Source organism: Leptolyngbya sp. AN10 (genome assembly GCF_050565645.1).
Lineage (GTDB): Bacteria > Cyanobacteriota > Cyanobacteriia > Leptolyngbyales > Leptolyngbyaceae > Leptolyngbya.
Genome location: NZ_JBNXVP010000063.1, coordinates 1 through 20,370 on the forward strand (window position 1 = coordinate 1; position 20,370 = coordinate 20,370).

Below are 20,370 nucleotides of genomic sequence, written 5' to 3' on the forward strand. Positions count from 1 at the left end.
GTAGAGTTTCTCAATATTCATTTTAGTCTCAAATCAATCTCATTCTTGATCCCGATCTTGGTCTAAAACTTGATCTCGATGCTGGACTACGTAATCGTCATTTGGTCAATATGATTGTCGCCCAACACTGCACAGAACTAAGATGAGCGAAACTATCAACTTTTACCATCTCGATAAACCCTACGGTTACTTCTCGAACTTTGCCCGTTACTCGATCGACATCAACGGCAAAACCTGGGCAACTTCAGAACATTACTTTCAAGCGCAGAAGTTTCCAGGAACCTCGCACGAAGAAGAGATTCGACAAGCCAAAAGCCCACGCGAAGCAGCAGATATGGGACGAGATCGATCTAGACCTCTACGCCCAGATTGGGAAGCGGTGAAAGATGATGTCATGCGCGAAGCACTGTACGCCAAATTCACTCAACATCCAGATTTGAAGGAGAAGCTGCTTGCAACAGGTAATACCGTGTTAGTCGAACATACACGGAACGATTCTTATTGGGGCGATGGTGGCGATGGTAGTGGGCGGAATATGTTGGGGAAATTGTTGATGGAACTTCGCGATCGTCTTCAGAATGAGATTGCTGAATCTAAATAGGTGATGACTTCGATAGAATAAAATAACCTGTTAAATCGAGATCAAATCCATGACAACGCGACGGCTTCGATACGACAAAGAAGAAATTGTGCGGCGGGGACATGAAATTTATGAAACCCAAGTGCGCGATGCTTTGAAAATGCCGCAAGGATCGCAAGTCGAGGAAAGTAATCGCGGAAAGATTGTTGCCATTGATATCGAAACTGGAGATTTTGAGGTGGCAAAAGATAGCTTAACGGCTTCTGATCAATTGCTGGTTCGTCATCCTGATGCCCAAATTTTGTTCGTTCGGATCGGACACCGCGCAGTTCATCGGATAGGCTACTCCGGAGCGACTGAACTGTAATGATGACCGGAAGGGTAAACGCAAACCGTGAGGCGATTCTTCAGATTGCGATCGTCGGTGACAACAAACGCTTGAGAAGCATCAGAGCAGTGATTAATACGGGATTTACAGGAGATTTAACATTACCTAGAGCAATCATTGACGAACTACAGTTCACGCTTCAAGGAATTCAAGAAGGCATTTTGGGTGATGGAAGTATTCAAGATTTTGAAATGTACGCTGGCTCGATCATCTGGGATGGATAAATGAAGCGAGTTGAAATCAATGCAGCAGAGACAGGCTCATTAATTGGAATGGGATTGCTAGAAGACTACAAGTTAGAAATCGAAGCTAGAGCAGGTGGGGAAGTCAAAATTACATTGCTGCCCACATCGGTAGTATCGTGAAATGCAAACACTTTATTTGATGTGCGGAATGCCCTTCTCTGGCAAGACAACGTTAGCAAAATCAATTTGTGAGGTTTTGCACTGTTCGTACATCAGCTTAGATGAAATTAATGAAGCTCGATCGCTGTTTGGGGGTGAAGGAATTCCCGTTGAAGAGTGGGAGAAAACACGCGATCGCACACCAACAATTAGAACAATGGATGCCGTTCGGAAAAGACATTGTTTTAGATGACACCAGTTGTTTTCGATGGTTACGCGATCGACATCGAAATCTGGCAGAACGATACAGCTATCAAACAATCGTGGTTTATTTGGATATCTCGATCGATGAGATTCGCAGCAGAATCAAGCAGAATGAAACAACTCAAACTAGATTAGGAGTGAAAGCAACAATCATCGATGAAATGTGGAATTCTTTTGAGCCACCTCGATCGGATGAAGTTGCAATTCTGTACGCACCTGATCAGGACGTTGATCAATGGATAATTCAAAACTTTCTATAGTGTAAACTCAGCAAATTCATCATCGGTTGCAGATTGCGTTTCTTTTACGGTTGCAGATTGGTACTGCTGAGTGTTGATTAACTCATTGAATTTAAGCTGCGGATTTTGTTGTAAAAGATTCAATGCGGTCATAAAGTCACGAATGATTTCACCTGGTGTTAAACGGGTTTCGGTTCCAATTTTTCCGCCTCGTACCGCAGCAATAAAGTTAGTAATTTCACTTGAACTAATCTGTTTTTTCAATTCATAGTGAGTACAAAAAACATTCGAGATTCTTTGTAGTAAAACCTGAAGTTCGCTGTCATTTAGTGGTTCTAGATAGATTACTGGGGAGCTAGTGTCGATCGCTTCACTCTGAACGACTCGACTCTGAGCCGTCCGACGCTGCCACGCTGGATCACTATACAATCCGCGTCTCGGATCTTCTAGAAACTGAGGAGTCCCACCGATCAAAGTTCCAAGATGGCTGACTTTCCCTTGCATCGCATCATTGAACATTGCTAAAAGCTTGTCATAGTTATTTTGACGAGCGATCGCAGTCGGAATCTTCGACAAATGCACCACTTCATCAAGAATGATGATCAATCCTTTGTAGTCAATATCTGCTGCAAATCGAGCAATCAATTTGATGTAGTCATACCAAGAATCGTCATCAATAATAACCCGAACCCCTAACGCCGCTTTCGCTTCGGTTTTGGTCGAAAACTCTCCTCTTAACCAGCGCATGGCGGATTCTTTTTTGGTTTCATCATTCGATCGATAACCCGTCCAATACGCAATGATCACAGTCGCGAAATCGAATCCATTCACCAAATCCGCAACGTCCTGAGTGACTAATCGAATTTGTGCTTCGACCTGTTGATCAAAACCTTCCTCATTCGGCTTCAGTCCGGTTTCTTGAGCGACTTGCGCTTGAATGGCTGCAATCCAACGCTCCAAAATGATTGTTAAAGCTCCACCCTCCGGACGGCTCTTGGTCGCTAGATTTCGCATCAGTTCGCGGTAAGTGGCGACTCCTGCCCCTTGACTGCCGACCAAACGTCGATCGGGCGTAATATCCGCATCTGCTACAACAAACCCGCTATCCATCGCCAAATTGCGAATTAGTTGGAGCGTAAAGCTTTTCCCCGCTCCATAGCGTCCAATCACAAACCGGAACGCTGCACCACCATTGGCAATATGCTCAAAATCTTGCTGAATCGCGGCAATTTCCTTTTCACGACCGACCGCGATATGATCTAAGCCCACTCGTGGCACAACACCAGCACTAAGCGCATTCACGAGGGCAGTTGAGACACGTTTTGTGAGTTTAGGCTGAGACATACGATCGCATGGGAATTTCAGAGTTTAGAGTAACACTAAAGAACGCGATCGATGAATCTCTCCTCAATCCGGTAAAAAGTCATCGTTCAAGATTGAAGCCGACTCGTAAGGACATTCAGTGGGAAACGTCTCTAAAGGTAATCCTGTTTCAGCTTTCGCCTGTCTTGCCGCTCTCAGATAGGACTCAGCAAGAACTGTTTCAAAATAAGGCTTGAGACTGGGAGAATCTTGAATGTCATCTCGAAGGCGATACCGATGCTCTAGTAAACTCGATTCCCAGCTACTACTTCGCTTTTCAGGTTGATATTGCCATTTGAGAAGATGCAGCAACACAACAATCAGGTTACTCTTCAAGCTGCGTCGCTGACTCCTTGCGATATCCTCGATCTCATCGATTAAATTGTCCCAATCAATTCTGTCGTAGTCGCCTTTTCGTAAGCGATCGACCATCGTTTCAACCCATTGCAGATAATCCATCTCATAGAGCGTTTTTGTCTGAGTCATGATTTACTCCGGTTGCTGAAGTTGGCGCTGAATACGATCGCTCAATTGACTATGTTTCGATGCGAGTCTTGCTTTTCCTGCTGCCGCCCAATCTTGCAGAAAATCAATCTGTTCTTTAGCGGTTCGAGCGAGGGGAACAATTTGGCTGGCGGCTTCGAGAATGTCATCGGTGGTAAAGTCGCGATTTTGACTGAAACCGATGTGCATCGCTTCGATCAAGGTTTGCTCGATTTCAGCTCCTGAGAAATCTGGAGTTTCGTAAGCTAATCGATCGAGATCATATTGCTTCAAATTGTGCGGTCGTAGGCGGGAAAGATGAACGGAATAAATCGATCGACGTTCTTCTTGTGTGGGCAGTCCGACAAAGAAAATCTCATCAAACCGACCTTTCCGCAACATCTCTGGCGGTAGAGCTTGAATATTATTCGCAGTTGCAACTACAAACACAGGCGATTTTTTCTCTGCCATCCAAGTGATGAACGTTCCAAATACTCGGCTCGTCGTTCCCGCATCACTTCGACCGTCTACACCTGAAAAGGCTTTATCAATTTCATCAATCCACAACACGCAAGGGGCAAGTGCTTCAGCAAGCTGGATCATTTGACGAGTTCGGGATTCGGATTCTCCGACTAAGCCTCCGAACAATCTACCGACATCCAATCTTAGAAGCGGTAAATGCCAGTGATGCGCGATCGCTTTCGCAGTCAAGGATTTTCCGGTTCCCTGAATTCCTACCAGCATCAAGCCTTTCGGATGCGGGAGTCCATATTGTCTCGCTCGATCGCTAAACGATCCCCCGCGTCGAATCAGCCAATCCTTCAAGTTATCCAATCCGCCAATATCAGAAATATCTTCCTTAGCTGGATAGAAATCTAGAATTTGAGTCTGACGAATCGTTTGACGCTTTTCTTCGAGGATTAATTCAACATCTTCGGGGCGAAGTTCACCATGAAGCGCGAAGGCTCTGGCAAGAACACGACGAATTCGCTCGATCGACAATCCTTGGCACGATCGAACGAGTTCATCCATAGTCTTCGGTTCAAGTCGATGTCCAGTCGCACTGACTAATCGTTCAATCTCGCCCTTAATCTCTGCTGCGCCTGGAAGCGGAAATTCAAGCACCGTTAGCACTTCGCTCAAATCATCCGGAATCGAAAGCTGAGACGATAACAGCACAATATTTTTAGGCTGAGATTTGAGCAGTCGAACTAGATTTCTTAGTTTGCGCGAGATCGAAATATCTTCCAAAAATCGATGAAAGTCCCGCAGAATAAAGATTGCTGGGGCACTCATCGGAAGTTTCTCAACCAATTCAAGTGCTTGTAATGGATTACGTTTACCGAATCCGACATCGTTGGGATTGCCTTGGTAGCCATCGACAAAATCCCAGGTGTAGACGGCTCGATCGCCTTGGGCTTTGGCGGATTGTGCGATCGCAGCTTCGACTCGTTCTTCTTCGCGAGTCGGAATGTAGATAATCGGATAACGCGCCCGGACTAGCAGATTGAATTCGTCGCTAAAACTCATAAATAGCTTTTCTTAAGGTACGGTCTTTCTATTACCGTACAACTAATCCAGCTAATTGAGATGCCCTTTGAAAGCTTGTAATGCTGCCCAACGGCTATCGATCCCTGGATTTTTGATCTCGTCCGCGACTTCAATCCCTCCACAGTCTTGCTCACAGAGTTGGCGCTGCGGAATTTCGAGCGAAAGTTGTTCGTAGAGCCAAGTTTCGGGATCAAAATAACCGTTTGGCGATAAGGTTTCAACCAGATCCTCCATCGAAAGCTCTTTGTCGAGCGGCAATTCATCAAGCTGATCGGCGTTTTCGTCGAGCCAAATCATTTCGCTCGGCTCGATCGCGAGTCGGTGATTAAACTGCTGCAAACAACGGTGGCACGTCAAAGTTACGATCGCTTCTGCCTTCGCTGAAATTTCGAGAAAATTGCCTTGATGCGTGATTTTGATCCAACCTTGAACCGGAGTAAGCGTTTTGAGATCTTTGAGGAGCGTCTTGAACTCGATCGTCTTAGTCTGCTCCGGATACTGAATCAGGCGAGGAATGTGAATAGCTTCCATACGACGTTAGTTGAAGCGTTTAATGAATGACAAAATTAGGTTTAATGCCAGTTGTCTGCCGTGTACAACACCAGTTTATCGAATTAGACAGACTCTCAGGCATAGAGTAACTGGTTTTTGATTTCTTCTGCCGTTACCGAACTGACTAAAATGCCGATTCGTTGCGCGATCTCATACGCTCCTTTTTGTGGCACAACAATAATTCCTGAATGTTGCTCGCCTTCCTCTAAGAATTGTAGGTGCAGCCGTTCAAAGTCAACTCGGTTATGAGTTACCAAACAGCGATCGAGGGAGGTCGAAAATTCAAGCTGTTCACGATCGCTTTTCCCTAGCGTTGATTGCTCTGGAACGGTTGCGACATCAATTCCACGAGCACGTAAAAGTGTTGCCACCAAAGCGGACATGTCTTCATCTGTATAGAGCGCTATCACAACGGATTGAGCACTGATTTTACAGATGGATGCACTAATTCGTTTGGAACTTGGTTGCGCTCAATGTACTGATTAATCTCTTCCTGGTGGTCGAGATAAAAACTGAGCGCATCAAAAATTTGCGCCAAGTTTAAATGAGGAAAATGGGTTGGAATTTCTTCTGGCATGATTCCGAGCCGCCACAGTCCTACGATCGCTCGAACCGACGTGCGAGTTCCAGTAATGATTGGTTCTCCGCTCAGAATGTCAGCGTTACGAGTTACATATCGAGAAGCAGTTTCGGCAGCCATAAGAGTCATCCTTTGACACTATTCATCTAGTGTAGAAGACAGCAAAGCTAAGATTCTTCTGGACTTGATCCAGCTAACCGAACTACCAAACGTCGATCGGGTTCTTGCCCACGACTAAACGTTTCAATGTCTCCGCTGTCTTGAAGCATTGAATGCACTTGGCGGCGCTCGGCGGAAGAAAGCGATTTGATTTCGTATTCTTCTCCAGTCTCACGCACTCTCGCGGCAGCATTCTCAGCAATATCAGTGAGTTCCTTCAATCGACGAGCGCGATAGCCATCAATCTCGATCGTATAAGCAATCTGTTCTTCCTGCCCAATATTCAGAACCGAACTTGCCAAATACTGAATCGAATCGAGTACCGCGCCTTTATTACTAAGCAAGGCTTCGATTTGAGCAGGCTGAAGGGAAGTATGGTCGATTGTCAACCAGCAGCTTTTTTCAGCGGAGGTATTTCGGATTTCAGCGCTTACGGTTGCCGGAAATGCAGCTAACTTTAGAAAAGTTTCGAGCCACTCCTGACCGCGCTGCTGTAATTGAGTTTCAGCCATACGTCCCAACACTATGCTTTTTTCTTACGACCAGGTTCAAAGGGAAGAGAATCATCCCCACCATCAGACTTAGCGCTTCCGCCGCTGGTTTTTGCTGTTGCCGCAGCATCCGCATCCACCAATTTTTGCAGGTTCTCAGGCAGTGGCTCACGCGACAGAATGAAGGTTTGAGCCGTTTGGAAAATGTTCGCCAGCACCATGTACATCAAGACACCCGCAGGCAACGGGAAGAACAAGAACATCCCCGAAAAGATCACAGGCGTAACCTTGTTGATGGTGTCTTGCTGAGGATTACCTGTCGAGCCTTGCCCCGAAATCAATTGGCTGATGTACAAGCTAAGACCAAAGAACACGATCATGCCGATGATGTCCCAGTGGAACGTGCCATCTGGATCAACGGCTCCAACTCGTCCAAGCTGATCGATGAACAAGAAGCCTTTATCAGCAGCAATCCCAGGCACGAAAGCTTGAATCGTCGCATCTCCAGGTTGAAGCGCTTCGATCGTGCCGTCATCGTTAATCTTGATGCGTTCTGCTCCAGTCGTCGCTTTGAATCTTGGAGTGAGATGGCTATCAGGATACTCAGTGAGAAGTTGCGAAAAGGGCTTACCCTCTGCGGTCTGGAACTCAATCTTGGTTTTTTCACCAACAGCGAGTTTAGTGCCAGCAGGAGCGATCGCGCTAATTTTTGCGTGAACGCCATCTTCCACGTAAACGTTTTGAGGCGACGTGACAAATGCTTGCGGTGCAACCTGTTCCACTTGGGCTTGAGGCGCAATCTGGAAATTCACCGTATAAGGCACATCCGAGAAAGGCGATCCTCTTAGAGTTGCAAACAGCGCGAATAGAATCGGCATCTGTAGAACAACTGGCAAACATCCAGCCAACGGATTGCCAAATTCTTTGTAAACCGCGCTCATTTCCTCCTGCTGTTTCGCAGGATCATTCTTATACCGTTCTTGAATTTCTTTAACGCGCTTTTGCATCACAGGCTGAGTGACCTTCATGCGGCGCATACTGCGGATTGAACCTGCACTAAGCGGGAAGAGGGCAAAGCGAATGACTAGAGTCAACGCTACGATCGCCAACCCATAGCTCGGCACGATCCCGTAGAAAAAATCCAGGATCGGCAGCATCACGTTATTGGATAAGAAACTTACACCAAAGTCCATTCGCTTTCCGTCTACCTACTAGGGTCTAAAGGGTTTGAGGCATTACAAAAATGCCAAATCCAGTGTAACGCTCAAGGCGCAAATTTACGGTTGACTTCCGAGACTACCGCTGGCTTTTTTCGCCTTTTCGGAAAGTCGATCGTTAATAAAGTCGTAGACTTCTCGAAACTTGGGAATCGCCCGAAGCTCAAGTCGGCTACCGTCTCTAAGCGTTAGCACCATGTCGCCATACGTGCCAATTCCGCGCGGAACCGTCACGACTTTCGTAATTTCCGAATAGATCACATCAGAGCGCTCGCGTCCTTGCCAGCCGCCGACGACACTGATTCGACGGTTTGTGATGCGATATCGTAACCAAAGTGCCCTAACGATCGCGCCCACGGTTAGCGGCAAGCAAATCACCGTGAATCCTAAGAGAACGTTAATAATCAAATCCCCGATATGCGGTCCGCCTTCGTAGAAGACTTCTTCCTTAACTGCCATTCAGCACCTCAGCTTTGACCAATAACTGCTCTAATTCTTGCAGATATTGGGGATAATCACACTCTGTCGCTTCGATTCGCACACCAATGACGATCGAGAATCCCGATTTTGTTCTCGGCAAAAAACTTCTCAGAATCGATCGAACTTGTCGTTTGATCCGATTCCGAACTACAGCGCGTTTGCTGACCTTCTTACTAATTGAAATGCCAATCCGCGTCGGTTGATCCGGACATCTCAGCACTCTGAGGGTAAAACAATGAGAACTTCGACGAAATCCTCGCTGATAGACAGCATCAAAATCTCGCCGATGTTTCAGTCGATTCTCTGTTGGCAGCAAAATAGCAATCAGGAAGTCGAAACCGACAGGCGCAACCGTCCTTTACGACGACGTGCTTGAATTACTTTTTGTCCATTTTTAGTCCGCATCCGAGCGCGGAATCCTGATACCCGTCTGCGTTTGCGGCTTGTTCCGCCTAAAGTGCGCTTCGTCATGTCCGTGGCTCCAGTGAGTCGATATTAATTCCCAAGCAAAAAAGAAGTAGACTGCGGGAAAAGTCACAGTCTACTAGCATATCACGATTTTCAATTACTGAATCGTAATGATCCAGGTTCCCAAATCTCGCAGAAGAGGGACATCTCCCGGTGAGAGAATGCGAGCGTTGAAGTAGTACATTCCACCATTGTTGGGGTTTCTCACGTTCGAGAAGATCAGTTCGACATTCGAGCCTGCGGGAATGGGTTCTTGAGGGAACACTTGAATCACGTAATTATCCCTCTCCCATTTCACTTCCTGAATCGGAACTTTTTTGTCGTTCACCATCAGTTCGACCGCGTTCGGATCGAATGTGCCTCGGAAGTAGTTCGGGTAATCGATCGAGAATTGAGCGATCGCGACTTTCACTTTGTCACGTCCGACTCGTAAACGATAGCGATCGAAAGATCCGCTATTTCCACCAAAATCAAGTCGGTAACTCAGTTGTCTTCCCGGTTGAACGCCGCTGAAGATGGTCAATCCGGGCAGACCTTGAGCGAACGCAACCAGAGGAACCGCCGCGACTAAACTACCCGCGACTGCGAGCGTTGAGACGATCCGACGCATTGAACATCCTTTCAGCAACATAGATAAATTAGGGGTTAAGTGCATTAAACATTGAGATTAGCAGGAATGGGCGTGAGGGGCTACCGAGTAGAGACACGATCGAGGTTGATTTTGTTCCTACGAGAGTTGATCGGGATCGATTCCTAATTCTCGCAGTTTTGCGGCTAGAATCTCTGCACGTTGTTCGGCTTCGTCTGCACGTTGTTCGGCTTGTTCTGCTCGTTCTTCTGCGGCTTCTTCGGGGAGGGGAACGAGAGAACCGTTTTCGGTGAAGAGGCGAAGTTGTCGATCGTGAATTCCCAGATAAAAGCCAAGCTCTTGACTCCAAAAATGACCCTGCGAATTTGGCGCTAGAGATTCGTATTGTCCGTGAATGAGTTGGAAGCCTTGAAATTCGAGGGTGACGGGATCGAACCAGAAATATTCTGGAACGCGCCAGATCGATTGGTAGATTTGTTTTTTCTCACCTCGATCGACTTCCGCTGTAGAGTCGGACAGCAATTCAATAATCAGATTTGGGTATTGTCCATTCTCATGCCAAACTGCCCAACTCTTCCGACGACGCGGATCAGTTCCCAGCACGACAAAGACATCTGGACCCCGGAAGAATTCTGATTTTTTCTGATTTGGGCTGTAATAAACCGTTAAGTTTCCAGCCACGTAGACATCACTGCGATCGCCGATTCCATTCGGGCGAAATATCCAGCGAATCAGGCGAACGAGTAAATCGATTTGATCACGATGTAAATCACTTTCCAAGGGAGGTTCGTCGCTCCATAAACCGGGAGGGGGGAAGGGGGCATCGTGAGCCAGCAACGTATCTTTTGGAATTGCTTGTGTCATGGCTTCGTCCAAACGCCAATGATTGAATTTTAGCAGAGCATTTGTTCTGATGCTTTATTAAATAAATTAAATTTAGATTTCAAGTTATGAAATCAGCAGCTAGTTTTTGACATTTATTGATGAAGTATTTAAGAAGTGAAACTCATAAAAGTTTTTATCCGATCGCTCATATTCTGAACCTATAATTTTTGGAAGTTTGTCTAATTAATTACTTTTTGAAACGCAAGGGATTGAAGTTCTTGTGTTTTCGAGTATGACTGAGAAAAGCTGTTATATACGCATCAACTGAGGAGACAGCATGACGATCGCGATCGATCAAGAATCAGGGGCGGAACGTTTGCCAGATCAGACTCCCGCCATCTATCGAAAGATTGGAATTCCAAAAGAAATTTATGCAGGAGAATGTCGAGTCGCAGCAACTCCAGACACGGTAAAGATTTTGCAGAAATATGGTTTTGAAGTTTTAGTTGAATCTGGCGCAGGAGAAGCCGCAAACTTTTCAAATCAAGCTTATTTAGATGCAGGTTGTCGAATCATTGTTGATACGGAAACGCTTTGGTCTTATTCAGATTTGATTCTGAAAGTTCGATCGCCAATTTGGAATTCAAACTTAAACAAACATGAAGCAGATTTGCTGCATGAAGGCGCAACATTAATTAGTTTTATTTGGGCGAATCAGAATCCAGAATTGGTCGAACATTTGGCGAGTCGAAAGGCGACCGTATTGGCGATGGATGCCGTCCCTCGGATTAGTCGCGCTCAGAAATTGGATGCGCTCAGTTCGATGGCGAATATTGCTGGATATCGAGCGGTCATTGAGGCAGCACACCAGTTTGGGCGATTTTTCACGGGGCAAATTACCGCCGCAGGGAAAGTTCCACCTGCGAAAGTGTTGGTGATTGGAGCGGGAGTTGCGGGACTTGCTGCGGTGGGAACGGCTCGATCGTTGGGTGCGATCGTTCGAGCATTCGATACTCGCCCAGTCGTGAAAGAACAAGTTCAGAGCTTGGGAGCAGAATTCCTAGAGTTGGAATTTGAAGAGGATGGAACCGGACAGGGTGGCTATGCGAAAACGATGAGTCCTGAGTTCATCAAAGCTGAGATGGAACTATTCGCGGCTCAGGCGAAAGAAGTTGATATCATCATCACAACTGCATTGATTCCGGGTAAGAAAGCTCCAACTTTGATTACTACAGAAATGGTTGAGAGCATGAGAGAAGGGTCTGTGATTGTTGATCTTGCAGCCGAGCAAGGTGGAAACTGTGAAGTTACAAAACCAGGCGAAATCTCTCGATATCAGGGTGTCACGATCATTGGACTAACTGATTTACCGAGTCGGATGGCAGCACAGGCAAGTCAGCTTTACGGTAAGAATCTGTGTCATTTGCTCGATGATATGGGGCGGAATGATAACTATCACGTTGATTTAGACGATGAAGTGATTCGAGGTGCATTAGTTCTACATCAAGGTGAAACCGTTGAGCCTTTACCTAAAGTTGCACCACAACCGCAGAAAGTTGAAACGCCCGTTGTTGAAGTTCCGACTGTTCAAACCCGATCGGCAAAACCGACTTGGATCTGGACAGTACTTCTTGGAGTTGCACTGTTAGGAATTGGCACGATCGCACCTCCATCTTTCCTCAGTCACTTCACTGTATTCGTTCTCGCTTGCTTTGTCGGTTGGCAAGTAATCTGGAATGTGAAACCCGCGCTACATACACCTTTGATGAGTGTGACGAATGCGATTAGCGGCATCATTATTTTGGGTGGAATGCTTCAGATTTCGGGCATTCCGACTTCTGCAACGACGATTTTAGGCGCGATCGCAATCCTGATCGGCACGATCAATATCGCAGGTGGCTTCTTGGTTACTCAGCGAATGCTCAAAATGTTCCAAAAACAATAGAGGTGTGCAATGTTTGACAGTCTTTCTAATGTGGCTTACATTGCCGCGAGTGCATTGTTTATTTTGAGTTTGAGCGGGTTATCGAATCAGGAAACGGCACAGAAAGGGAACTGGTACGGAATTGCAGGAATGTCGATCGCATTTCTCGCAACCGTTCTTCGCAGTGATGTTACTGGCTACGGGGTGTTAGCTGCTGTAATTTTGCCTGGAGCAATCATTGGCGCAATTCTGGCAGGTCGGGTTGCAATGACTGAGATGCCCGAATTAGTTGCAATGTTGCATAGTTTTGTGGGAATGGCAGCGGTGTTAGTGGGAATTGCAAACCATCTACAACCGCAAACATTGACGGGAGCAGAGGCAACGATTCACCAAGTCGAAATTTTCATTGGTGTGTTTATTGGTGCAGTCACGTTTACAGGCTCGATCGTTGCTTTCGGTAAGCTTCGAGGCTTAGTCAGCAGCAAGCCTTTAATGCTTCCAGGACGGCACATTCTAAACATTGGATTGTTAGTCGCTTGTGTCCTTTTAGGAGCACAGTTTTTGAACAATGAATCCACTACAGCATTGTTGATCATGAGTGGACTGGCGGGTGTTCTGGGTGTGCATTTAGTAATGGCGATCGGCGGCGCAGATATGCCTGTTGTGATTTCAATGTTGAATAGCTATTCAGGATGGGCAGCAGCAGCAGCAGGGTTCATGCTCTCGAATGATTTGCTGATTATTACAGGTGCATTAGTTGGTAGTAGTGGCGCGATTCTGAGCTATATCATGTGTAAGGCAATGAATCGATCGTTTATCAGTGTGATTCTGGGCGGCTTTGGAACGGGGAATAGTTCTAAAGCGAAAACAATGACAGGTGAGGCGAAATCGATTTCTGTTGAAGACACGATCGAGCAATTGGAAAACGCCAACAGTGTGATCATTGTTCCAGGATATGGAATGGCAGTTGCACAAGCACAACATCCGATTTCTGAAATTACTAAGGTATTGAGAAGTCGCGGTGTGAATGTTCGGTTTGGGATTCATCCAGTCGCGGGAAGGCTTCCAGGGCACATGAATGTTTTATTGGCAGAAGCGAAAGTGCCGTATGACATTGTTTTGGAAATGGATGAGATCAATGATGACTTTCCTGAAACTGATGTTGTGTTGGTAATTGGTGCAAATGATACAGTAAATCCGAGTGCAGTCGAAGATCCAGACTGTTCGATCGCGGGAATGCCAGTCTTGGAAGTTTGGAAAGCGAAAAGCGCGATCGTGCTTAAACGCAGTCTGGGAAGTGGATATGCAGGTGTGGAAAATCCATTGTTCTACAAGGAAAACACCTATATGCTTTTTGGCGATGCGAAGAATAATACCGATGCAATTTTGAGCAAATTAGCTGCATTGGTCGCCGCCTAAATTCGTTGCGTTTCGCAACCGCAGAAGCTTCTAGGCTTTTGCGTCTTTCAAGGTCAAATGTCATGTAATCGCCTGATCGGAGCAATTCGATCGGCGATTTTTTCAAGGAGAAAGCAACTGTAGATTGGAAATTGCACGAAAGTCCCTAGCATTATGAGTGACAAGAGGCAGATTATGGCGGATTGCTGTGGCTGCGATCCAAGCATCTTGAGGTGAAATCGGTCTTCCTGCATTTTGTCGATCGACCCGAACGCTTGCCCATGCTTCACAAAGCAGTTGGTCAGTCGGAATGATGAGATAATTCGATAAATATTGCTCTAGTTGAGCGAGGCGACGATCTCCCCATTGACGCAGGATTGCCCATTGAAATAGTTCGGCAACCGTCATGAACGAGAGTGCTAACTCGTTGCCGATGAGTAGTGAAATGTATGGATCAGCATAGTCGCTGCCTTTGAAGATGAAAGACGCAACATCTGTATCAATCAGAAGAAGGCTCATCAAGGCTCACGATTATATTGACGTTGTTGCTGCAAAAAATTGAGAAATTCCTCGATCGAGTCTTCTTCAGGAAAAAAGTCAGCAGCAAGCTCTTTGGGATTGTGAACTGTTTTAGGAGATTGAGCTAACAATAGCTCTTGCACTGTTGTTCCTTGGCGAAATTGAGTACTTAGAGTTTTTAGGTCGCTATTTTGCGTGAGAATTTGAATCAACTGTTGTCGCTCTGCTAATGTTAGCGGTTGAATTGCAGCGATCGCCGCTTCAAGTTGTGGAGTCATGACACGAACTCTCCTAAATCTCTAATTTTATCTTAATTTGGATTCAGGAAAGTTCGTTAATTTATTGCTGATACTGCGTCGTTGGGTTCAAGCAATAGTGGGCAGCGACGGTCAAGCAAACTGCAAAAAACTTAGAGAGCATCTCAACTAGAGACACTCTTCATTCAAATTCTTACCCACAACTTACAATTTACCAATGATGCGCTGCCGGCAGTTTTCAATAAACTCCTGGATTTGAGCATCATAAGGAAACAAAGTATTGACCTTTAAGAATTTCGACAGTGCCGAACCCGCATTGCCCTGATTGTAGAGCGAGATCGCATCTCGATAGATTGCACTCGTTTCACTCGCTTGATTGCTCACTCCTGCCGCTTCAAGAAAAGCTAAAATATCACTTGCAGGCAAAGCAAAGCTATACCGCTCATCCTCTCTAGCGACAAAGGTTGCAACACCAACTACTTCTGCTTGCTGGTTCAACACTGGACTCCCAGAATGACCAGCAGAAATTTGCAGAGTCGTTTGTAGCACATCAGAGCTATCTTCCATCTTTTGTTTTCCTGAAACTGTACCTTCACCGACTGTTGCTCTCGGATTCGGGAAAAGAGTACCAATAACACCAGGAAATCCAATCGAGATCACCCGCGACAAGCTGCGAGCATCAGAGGTGGCTAATTTCAAAGCTGGTGCATTACGAATGCCTTCTACTTGAATTAGCGCCAGATCAATCCCCTGACCTCCACCTGCCTTGATCACTGTGTAAGGTCGCGCTTCGCCATTCGAGAACCTGACTTCTTCAACAGTTGTAAGCTCAGAGATCGTGACTTGAGACGGAAAATCATCAGCCCAAAATTCATCCGAGTTTGGATCGTCTTCTTGAATGCGATCGCGAACAAAAGCTCTCAGAACCTGCTCCTCACTTGGCTTCTCTGAAAGATCAATAACATGATTGTTAGTGATCATCTTGCCATCTTGACTCACAAAGAAAGCCGAACCCGAACCAAGAAGTCTAACTGTGTAAGTTTTTTTAGTTTTTGCCCAGTACACTTTTGCTTCATACCCATTCACAACTTGAGCAACGTGGGGTTCAAGGTACTCGGCAAAATTGCGGCTATCGAACAAATCTGAAGCTTTTGCAGCAATTGAATTCTCTGAGCGTGTGGTCGAAGGAGGTGCTGCGGAAACGGTAGTAGAAAACGAAGTAAAGAACACTGCGATCGCAATCAATCGCCATACTGATAAGTTAAACATGGAAGACTATCCTCTTAGCTAATATGTAGGAGCAGATCAAGCTAATTCGTTGTAATCAGTCACCGTGAAGACTTAAAGCTGTGTTTCTAAGTCACACTATCTGTTGTACAGAATTGCTTTAGAAGAAGATAGTTCTATCTGGGTCTGTTCTTGGATCTGTTTTGGAAAGAGTCTCAGCCATTGAACAACAATAGACCCATCTGGTAGAGTCGGACTGTTCTATCATCTTGCGCGACATATGGGATTGCAAGCATCAACCAAAGGCAAAATGCTCATTAAAGACGCATTTAAACGCGGAGGATTTATCATCGGCAGTGAAAACTGCCCCTGTAAGGCAGTTAGAGCCGAATTAAAGTATGAACTGTCGGAAGAAACCTGGCTAAAGTTTTTCTATTCAAAACGACCGATTCGGGCACGACATTTTAATGCGTTTTGTAATGTCTTAGGACTCAATCCAATCGAGGTCGCCTTACGTGCGGCATCGCATCAGTTGGAAGGCGCACCGCTAGAACTTAACTTTTATGGGCGAACAGAAGAACTAGACAAATTAGAGCAGTGGATCGTCACTGATCGCTGTCGCATCGTGTTTTTGCACGGATTAGGCGGTATGGGAAAAACCTTGTTAGCAGAACGGTTAGCGCGGCGGATTCAGAATCAGTTTGACCGCTCGACTTGGCGAGATTTTAGCTATACTGAACCGATTGAAGGCATTATTACCGATTTAGTGATTGAGCTACGATCACAGACCTCAGCAACACCTGAGATTGAACTACGGCAGAGTTTACCTCAGCAAATGGTGCGACTACTGCAAGCATTGAATGAGCGACGGACATTGATTGTGCTTCACCAAGCTGTAGAGTATGAAGAGCCAGCGGAATCATCTCAGCTTCAGCAACTTTTTAAGTATTTTAGTCTGAGAAAGCATCGTAGTTGTATTTTAGTGGTGACACGAAACGAACACAGCGAGATTAGTTCGGCTACGGATGAAGTTGCGCGATCGTATGAATTGAAAGGGCTAGATGTGCAAGCAACTCACGAACTTTTGAGCGCGAAAGGGTTAACGGTAGACGAACTGATGAGCCAACAACTCCGGAGCCGATATGATGGCAACCCACTAGCGCTGAAACTCGCAGCCTCCTCGATTCTGCGGGACTACAGCGGTCACTGTGAGCAATTCTTGACCCGAACGATGATGATTCCTGACCGGATCGAAGCGATTTTTCGGGAACAATGGCAACACCTCGATCGCACCCAACAAGAGATCTTAATCAGCTTGGCAAAATCTGAGGTGGCGCTCCCAAAAGAGGAATTGCGATCGCGCTTATCCCTGACGATGCCGGAGTACGAATTTGATCGAGCTATTGCCAAGCTAGAACGGCGATCGCTTTTAGAACTCGTTTCAGAAGGTTCGAGTACTGCGTATATATTACAACTCGTATTGAAGAAGCTCATCCAACGGAAACGATTAGAGTAATTGCGGTATTAAGAACACTGAAAAGATACACGGCTTAAGACGTGTGATTTTTAATTCACCGTACTTGCATCTCTGAAGTCAACCCCTTGAATTCATCAGTGCTTGACCTTCCAACTAGGATATTTTTGTGGCAAATTATATGCAGAGATCAAGCTTGCTTCAAGGTAAAATAATATTCAGTGTGTGCCTATTCTATGAGCTTCTGCATCAATCCCCGCTGTAACTCTGAAAACCCAGACGATGCAGATCGCTGCTCGCTCTGCCAAACGGCTCTTCTAATTGACGGTCGGTTTCGTCTGCGGCGGCTAATGCAGCGAAACGACCATACTTATACCACCGTTTACGAAGCGGAGAACTTGACGAATCCCAAAACTCCATTGGTTTTAAAGGCGCTTGAACAGGTTCAGACTGAAGATCAAGCACGCAAACAGGATCAAAGAATCTTAACTGATGCGTTTGAGAAAGAAGTTGCACTGCTGGCAGATTTAATGGAACTAGAAAACGTTGGAGTTCCAAGATACGTCACTAATTTTTTGCTGCCGCTTCCTCGACGTGCGAACATACCGACTTCTTTAAGATGTCTAGTGATGAAAAAAATCGAGGGTGAGAATCTTCAGCATTGGCTCGATCTCGGTTCGCGTCTGACCGATGAAGCGATCGCGCTCAAATGGTTGAAGCAATTAGCCGAGATTCTTGCGCTGATTCACACCCGAAGTGAGGGCTACATCCACCGTGATATTAAGCCATCTAACATCATCTGCAAACCAGATAAGACACTTGCTCTGGTTGATTTCGGTGCTGCTAGAGGCATTCCCATGCCAGGAAAACCCACGACGATATTTTGCAGTCCTGGCTACACTGCACCCGAACAAATTGAGCAACGGGCTGAAGCGAGATCGGATTTTTATGCACTAGGACGCACTTTCAAACATCTACTGACCGGAACGCCGCCAGATTTATTGGATCAAGACCAGTTAAGCAACTCGTCATGGGAGAAGAAGACATCTTTTCCCAAATCAAAGCTAATTACACTGATCAATCAGCTTTGTGAGCGGAGTGTTGAAAATCGTCCTCATACAGCGCAGGAAATCGTTGATCGTGTTAGTCAGTTGCAACAAGATTTAGAGCGAAAGAAGCCTAAACCAGTCAATCCTCGAAAACCCGTAATCATTATTAGACCTAAATCAAAACGATCACGACATCCCCGTTTTCGGTGGCGGAGAATTGCTATTCCGATTGTTATTCTTGCCTTTTTAGGTCTAATCGTTTTAGGGGTTCATGAATGTACTAAACCGCGCCCAGAGGGCATTCAAATCGCCGGAATTAATTTTGGGAATCAAGCATTTGATCGATCTCTAGCAGAAGGCTATGCCAAATTAAGAAAACAAGGAGTTGAAGCCTATGGAATCGCCCAAAATACTAATGAGGCTGGAGATTACAAAAAGGCTTATGAATATTTTGATAGCCTGCGAATTAAGGCAAATCAACAGTTAAAATCTGGCACTGAACAGCAAGAACGCGAGAATGCAAGACGGGCGCTGCTTGATTTTCAAACTCTGATCTATCGCAATAATGCACTGTCAATGCAACGAAGCTTGGAGAGCAATTCGCCTGTTTATCGGATTGTATTGACTGCGCCAGTGGGAGAATTTGAAGGTAATGAGATGCTCATTGGGGCTGCCTTGGCACAGAATTACTTTGTGGAGAGATCGCAGCCTCCGGTCAATTTAATGATTGGTATAGCAAACGACAACAATGAAAAAGATAAAGCACAAGCAGTGGCGCAGCAAGTGAGTCAATCAGATCCAAAAATTCTAGCTGTCGTGGGGCATTACACGAGTCAGGTAACTTGCAGCGCGTTGCAGACCTATAGCGATAGTAAAGTTGCATTGATCTCTCCGACTAGCAATGCTCGTTCCGTTCGGGGTCAGAATAATCAATGGGAATCATTTCGCGAGGCTTGTAAAGATGGCAACAAGGTTTTTTTCAGAACGACTTCAACCACACGAGAAGAAGTCCAAGGACTTGTTAGGTATCTTCAAGCGCAACCTGAGCTTATCAATAAGCGAGAACTGAGAATCGCAGCGTTCTACAGCAAGAACGAGATTTACAGTGAAGACTTGCTTAGAGAGTTTCGGCAAGCATTACAAGAGGTGTCAGCAGGATGGTTTGTGGTCAACGATGAGAATGATGAGGACTTTGATCTGACAAAATCGACCTTCAAGGCAGAAAAAGCACTGAAAAAACATCAAAATATTGATGCGATCGCATTGTTTGTCGATGGAAGAAGTGGAGGAGATACGTCAACTGGATCAGCTTACAACGTTATCAACGCTAATAATGGCAATCGAATTATCCTTGGCTCAAATCCGCTTTATGCAGAACCAACAAAAGTTTATCAACCTAATAAGAGAGCATTAGAGAGAGTGGTGCTTGCAGTGGATTGGGATCGAAATTGTAACGCCTCACAAGGTTTCATCAATGAAACTACAAATTTGGGGGGCTTCAACCGTCGAACTGCACAAACTTATGAAGCTGTTCAGGTTCTTGGTGAATTATTTTTGCAGGCGAGAACGAATAACGTACCAAGTCTTGATACTACAGAGATTGTTGAGAAACTTAAAAGCTTAGGTTCGGGGTTCAGAAGTCGTGTCACAAAGGGAGATGTCTCTATTGCTTTCCAAAATGGAGAGCGAACAGGTTTGCGGGGTCGGATATTAGTTGGGATCAAGGTTGAAGAGATAAAAAACTCGCAGGGTCAAACAGAATTTACCTCTAGTTTCGAGCCGCTTGATCGTAATCAATGTCCTATCCTCGATTGAATCCTAAAGTTAACTTGCCAATTTGATGTAAACCTTAATATGCCTACCTTAATGCAGATGTTAAACTTTCCTCAAGCTAATTAGGATTACAGCGTTTAACAGTTGAAGGTGGTACTGCTTTGACTCATTCGCGCG

Annotated in this window: 24 protein-coding genes and 1 pseudogene; 9 read left to right on the forward strand and 16 right to left on the reverse strand. The window is 45.6% G+C overall.

Annotation, left to right across the window (positions count from 1 at the left end):
* The first annotated feature begins 142 nt into the window (after window positions 1-142).
* From ACQ4M5_RS38865 to ACQ4M5_RS38885, 5 genes and pseudogenes are all read left to right on the forward strand, one after another.
* Window positions 143-601, forward strand: coding sequence for an NADAR family protein (locus ACQ4M5_RS38865; RefSeq protein ID WP_430681148.1), 459 nt, complete (start codon window positions 143-145; stop codon window positions 599-601).
* A gap of 49 nt (window positions 602-650) precedes the next feature.
* Window positions 651-947: a hypothetical protein gene (locus tag ACQ4M5_RS38870; RefSeq protein ID WP_430681149.1), complete on the forward strand. Its 297-nt coding sequence runs from the start codon at window positions 651-653 to the stop codon at window positions 945-947.
* Window positions 947-1,192, forward strand: coding sequence for a hypothetical protein (locus ACQ4M5_RS38875; RefSeq protein ID WP_430681150.1), 246 nt, complete (start codon window positions 947-949; stop codon window positions 1,190-1,192). The genes ACQ4M5_RS38870 and ACQ4M5_RS38875 overlap by 1 nt, the downstream gene beginning before the upstream one ends.
* Window positions 1,193-1,333, forward strand: a complete 141-nt coding sequence (locus tag ACQ4M5_RS38880) for a hypothetical protein (protein WP_430681151.1) — start codon at window positions 1,193-1,195, stop codon at window positions 1,331-1,333. It abuts the gene before it with no gap.
* A gap of 28 nt (window positions 1,334-1,361) precedes the next feature.
* Window positions 1,362-1,836, forward strand: a pseudogene (locus ACQ4M5_RS38885) (ATP-binding protein).
* Here the strand turns inward: ACQ4M5_RS38885 and ACQ4M5_RS38890 are convergent.
* The 13 genes from ACQ4M5_RS38890 to ACQ4M5_RS38950 form a co-directional block, all read right to left on the reverse strand.
* Window positions 1,831-3,159, reverse strand: coding sequence for an ATP-binding protein (locus ACQ4M5_RS38890; protein ID WP_430681152.1), 1,329 nt, complete (start codon window positions 3,157-3,159; stop codon window positions 1,831-1,833). The pseudogene ACQ4M5_RS38885 and the gene ACQ4M5_RS38890 overlap by 6 nt on opposite strands.
* 63 nt (window positions 3,160-3,222) lie before the next feature.
* Window positions 3,223-3,663, reverse strand: coding sequence for a DUF29 domain-containing protein (locus ACQ4M5_RS38895; protein ID WP_430681153.1), 441 nt, complete (start codon window positions 3,661-3,663; stop codon window positions 3,223-3,225).
* Between the two features lie 3 nt (window positions 3,664-3,666).
* Window positions 3,667-5,190, reverse strand: coding sequence for an AAA family ATPase (locus tag ACQ4M5_RS38900; protein WP_430681154.1), 1,524 nt, complete (start codon window positions 5,188-5,190; stop codon window positions 3,667-3,669).
* A gap of 51 nt (window positions 5,191-5,241) precedes the next feature.
* Window positions 5,242-5,742, reverse strand: a complete 501-nt coding sequence (locus ACQ4M5_RS38905; RefSeq protein ID WP_430681155.1) for a YceD family protein — start codon at window positions 5,740-5,742, stop codon at window positions 5,242-5,244.
* 95 nt (window positions 5,743-5,837) lie between these two features.
* On the reverse strand, window positions 5,838-6,173 hold the full coding sequence (locus ACQ4M5_RS38910; protein ID WP_430681156.1) for a DUF5615 family PIN-like protein: 336 nt from the start codon (window positions 6,171-6,173) through the stop codon (window positions 5,838-5,840).
* Window positions 6,170-6,463, reverse strand: a complete 294-nt coding sequence (locus tag ACQ4M5_RS38915; protein WP_430681157.1) for a DUF433 domain-containing protein — start codon at window positions 6,461-6,463, stop codon at window positions 6,170-6,172. Before ACQ4M5_RS38915 ends, ACQ4M5_RS38910 begins: the two co-directional genes overlap by 4 nt.
* 47 nt (window positions 6,464-6,510) lie before the next feature.
* Window positions 6,511-7,014, reverse strand: coding sequence for a protein jag (locus tag ACQ4M5_RS38920; protein WP_430681158.1), 504 nt, complete (start codon window positions 7,012-7,014; stop codon window positions 6,511-6,513).
* An 11-nt stretch (window positions 7,015-7,025) separates the two neighbouring features.
* Window positions 7,026-8,186, reverse strand: a complete 1,161-nt coding sequence (yidC, locus tag ACQ4M5_RS38925; RefSeq protein WP_430681159.1) for a membrane protein insertase YidC — start codon at window positions 8,184-8,186, stop codon at window positions 7,026-7,028.
* A gap of 84 nt (window positions 8,187-8,270) precedes the next feature.
* Window positions 8,271-8,669, reverse strand: a complete 399-nt coding sequence (locus ACQ4M5_RS38930) for a PH domain-containing protein (protein ID WP_430681160.1) — start codon at window positions 8,667-8,669, stop codon at window positions 8,271-8,273.
* Window positions 8,659-9,006, reverse strand: a complete 348-nt coding sequence (gene rnpA / locus ACQ4M5_RS38935) for a ribonuclease P protein component (protein WP_430681161.1) — start codon at window positions 9,004-9,006, stop codon at window positions 8,659-8,661. Before rnpA ends, ACQ4M5_RS38930 begins: the two co-directional genes overlap by 11 nt.
* Window positions 9,007-9,014: 8 nt before the next feature.
* Window positions 9,015-9,161, reverse strand: coding sequence for a 50S ribosomal protein L34 (gene rpmH / locus ACQ4M5_RS38940; protein WP_026149018.1), 147 nt, complete (start codon window positions 9,159-9,161; stop codon window positions 9,015-9,017).
* 94 nt (window positions 9,162-9,255) lie between these two features.
* Complete coding sequence (locus tag ACQ4M5_RS38945; RefSeq protein WP_430681162.1) at window positions 9,256-9,768, reverse strand: DUF2808 domain-containing protein; 513 nt, start codon at window positions 9,766-9,768, stop codon at window positions 9,256-9,258.
* 117 nt (window positions 9,769-9,885) lie between these two features.
* Window positions 9,886-10,611, reverse strand: coding sequence for a Uma2 family endonuclease (locus ACQ4M5_RS38950; RefSeq protein WP_430681163.1), 726 nt, complete (start codon window positions 10,609-10,611; stop codon window positions 9,886-9,888).
* A 298-nt stretch (window positions 10,612-10,909) separates the two neighbouring features.
* Here ACQ4M5_RS38950 and pntA point away from each other — a divergent pair, with 298 nt between their 5' ends.
* Together pntA and pntB are read left to right on the forward strand one after the other, a co-directional pair.
* Entirely contained in the window at window positions 10,910-12,517 is a 1,608-nt protein-coding gene (gene pntA / locus ACQ4M5_RS38955; protein ID WP_430681164.1) for a Re/Si-specific NAD(P)(+) transhydrogenase subunit alpha, read from the forward strand.
* A gap of 9 nt (window positions 12,518-12,526) precedes the next feature.
* Entirely contained in the window at window positions 12,527-13,915 is a 1,389-nt protein-coding gene (gene pntB / locus ACQ4M5_RS38960; protein ID WP_430681165.1) for a Re/Si-specific NAD(P)(+) transhydrogenase subunit beta, read from the forward strand.
* A 102-nt stretch (window positions 13,916-14,017) separates the two neighbouring features.
* Here the strand turns inward: pntB and ACQ4M5_RS38965 are convergent, their stop codons facing one another.
* From ACQ4M5_RS38965 to ACQ4M5_RS38975, 3 genes are all read right to left on the reverse strand, one after another.
* On the reverse strand, window positions 14,018-14,413 hold the full coding sequence (locus tag ACQ4M5_RS38965) for a type II toxin-antitoxin system VapC family toxin (RefSeq protein ID WP_430681166.1): 396 nt from the start codon (window positions 14,411-14,413) through the stop codon (window positions 14,018-14,020).
* A complete protein-coding gene (locus ACQ4M5_RS38970) occupies window positions 14,413-14,691 on the reverse strand; it encodes a hypothetical protein (protein ID WP_430681167.1) in 279 nt (92 codons plus the stop codon). The genes ACQ4M5_RS38965 and ACQ4M5_RS38970 overlap by 1 nt, the downstream gene beginning before the upstream one ends.
* A 183-nt stretch (window positions 14,692-14,874) precedes the next feature.
* Window positions 14,875-15,939, reverse strand: coding sequence for a S1 family peptidase (locus tag ACQ4M5_RS38975; protein WP_430681168.1), 1,065 nt, complete (start codon window positions 15,937-15,939; stop codon window positions 14,875-14,877).
* Window positions 15,940-16,207: 268 nt separating this feature from the next.
* Between ACQ4M5_RS38975 and ACQ4M5_RS38980 the strand changes: the two genes are divergently transcribed.
* Window positions 16,208-17,413, forward strand: coding sequence for an NB-ARC domain-containing protein (locus ACQ4M5_RS38980; protein WP_430681169.1), 1,206 nt, complete (start codon window positions 16,208-16,210; stop codon window positions 17,411-17,413).
* Between the two features lie 194 nt (window positions 17,414-17,607).
* Window positions 17,608-20,235: a bifunctional serine/threonine-protein kinase/ABC transporter substrate-binding protein gene (locus ACQ4M5_RS38985; protein ID WP_430681170.1), complete on the forward strand. Its 2,628-nt coding sequence runs from the start codon at window positions 17,608-17,610 to the stop codon at window positions 20,233-20,235.
* Window positions 20,236-20,370: the final 135 nt, after the last annotated feature.